Origin of the sequence: Pusillimonas sp. (assembly GCF_035515275.1) — a bacterium.
Lineage (GTDB): Bacteria > Pseudomonadota > Gammaproteobacteria > Burkholderiales > Burkholderiaceae_B > Pusillimonas.
The window spans coordinates 1-1822 of record NZ_DATJBQ010000062.1; the positions used below are offsets into that span (position 1 = coordinate 1).

Annotated in this window: 3 protein-coding genes and 1 pseudogene; all 4 read right to left on the reverse strand. The window is 59.4% G+C overall.

Annotated elements, in window-relative coordinates; translation table 11 throughout:
- Positions 1–214: pseudogene (locus tag VL003_RS04420) on the reverse strand (4-cresol dehydrogenase); the annotation flags it as partial.
- Positions 207–848: a hypothetical protein gene (locus VL003_RS04425; protein ID WP_325439968.1), complete on the reverse strand. Its 642-nt coding sequence runs from the start codon at positions 846–848 to the stop codon at positions 207–209. The gene VL003_RS04425 and the pseudogene VL003_RS04420, both read right to left, overlap by 8 nt.
- A gap of 10 nt (positions 849–858) precedes the next feature.
- On the reverse strand, positions 859–1299 hold the full coding sequence (locus tag VL003_RS04430) for a c-type cytochrome (protein ID WP_325439970.1): 441 nt from the start codon (positions 1297–1299) through the stop codon (positions 859–861).
- Between the two features lie 168 nt (positions 1300–1467).
- Entirely contained in the window at positions 1468–1599 is a 132-nt protein-coding gene (locus VL003_RS04435) for an entericidin A/B family lipoprotein (RefSeq protein WP_325439972.1), read from the reverse strand.
- Positions 1600–1822 lie beyond the last annotated feature (223 nt).

Genomic DNA, 1822 nt, shown 5'->3' on the forward strand with positions numbered 1-1822 from the left:
CCTGCACATGCTCAACCGTGGTGGCCGTAACCGCCGCCGACGGCGCGAATTCTTCAATATCTACCGGCATCATAATTTTGCGGTAGGGCGCAAGCTGCGGCGCCTGCAGCAACACGTTTTCTTCGCCAAGCAACACTTTCAGCTCGCCGACGGCCTCGTCAAAAGTAGCCTGCGTAACATTACGGGGCAACACGCTGCCTTTAGTTTCAGCCATGACGGGCTCCCTGCGTATCGAGTGAAAAGGAAACAAAGCTGCCCGCGCGTTGTTGCATGGCAAGCTTGGCCAAGGCCGTATTTGAAGCCGGCCGGGCGTGCAGACGCGACAGCGAATAACCCAGTTGCGCCGCCCAGCTCTCGCGGGCCGCTGCTGATGGCGGCACGGCCAGAAGCTGCGGCTCAAGCTGCTCGCAACATGTGTTGCTGGTGGCAACCTGTACCGCATGCCGCGCCTGGCCGGCCCGCAGCTGATGCTGAGCAAGCCAGTACAGCCGAGCGCCGGCATCGCGAGCCAGGCTCAGCACAACCGCTGCCGTTCCCTCGTCGACCAAGCCGATCAGGCGAACGGACTGCTTGCCTTGCAGCAAAGCATCAACCTTGTGGATTTCATCAAGGTGCAAACCGCCCGCCAGGGCGTTGATGTAAGACGCCCCCACACCGCGTTGCCGACAGGCATGCAGGGCGCCCGCAGCGAAACGGCCGCCGGCGTCGGCATGGTCTGTGATGATATATAGCCGTAACTGCCCGCCGGCCTGGGGTTGCCCCACGGCCGCCCAGCCCAGATTCGGCACGGCAAGTGCCAGCCCCGACGCACCCATTACCTTGAGCGCGCTGCGTCGACCTGTGTCCATGAGGCGCTCCTTACTTGCCAGCATTGCGCTGGGCCGAGTCTTCGGGCGCTTTGCCCGAAGCCGTGGCCTCGGGCGGCGACGTAGAAAGATATTCACCGACCGCCTGCAGCGTGGCGTCGTCAATAAACGAAGCCGGGAACGCAGGCATCGCCCTCAGCCCATTGCGCGCTATGGCCGTAAAAAATGCAGGGGGCAGATTGCGCCCCTTCAACACCGGCCCGACCTGCCCGCCGTCGTGACAATACGCACAGACTTGCGAATAGGCCTGAGCGCCGCTGGTCCAACCGGACTCTTGCGCACCCGCCACACCCGCAAATGCCAACAGCCCGCCCGCGCCGACCAGCGCGACGCACTTTGAAATTTTGGGGAAAGTGAGTGAAGTGAAGAAATTCGCGCAAATGGCCGAACGAGAATTGGATCGTGCGCTTAAACCAGGGTTCAAACCAGACATAATGGCTTGCTCCAGAAGATAACACCGCCGCGGGCACGCGACGGTGTTCTAGCTGAGTTTAGATCTTGCAACTGCCCATGTGCAAATATCTTTACAGCATAAGCGGCATAAGCACTTGACCCGGCTTTCATATAACTGACTGAAAACCAGTTGCAATGACCCTAATGGCTACCGTGTATTTTGTTGGATCTTTTCCCCGCCCCGTTCAATGTCTTCGCCGGCGCCATGCAAGGTATTCTTGCACCCGCCGACCAAAGCCGCAACCGCCAAAAGTATAGGTAACCAGACTCGTGTTTTCATGTGTTTTCTCCCAGAGTGGCCAGGTAGTTAGGCGTTTCCAAAGCTCAGTGAAACGCGTGGCGACAGGTAAGCAAATATCGGGCCCAAGGGGCCTGGAACATAAGGCACATGGGTTTCACGCCAAGCGTGTATAATTACGCCTTTCCTGCCACGCCCGGCGCTCTGCCGAGGCGTTCCATTCGATGCCCGGGTGGTGAAATTGGTAGACGCAGGGGACTCAAAA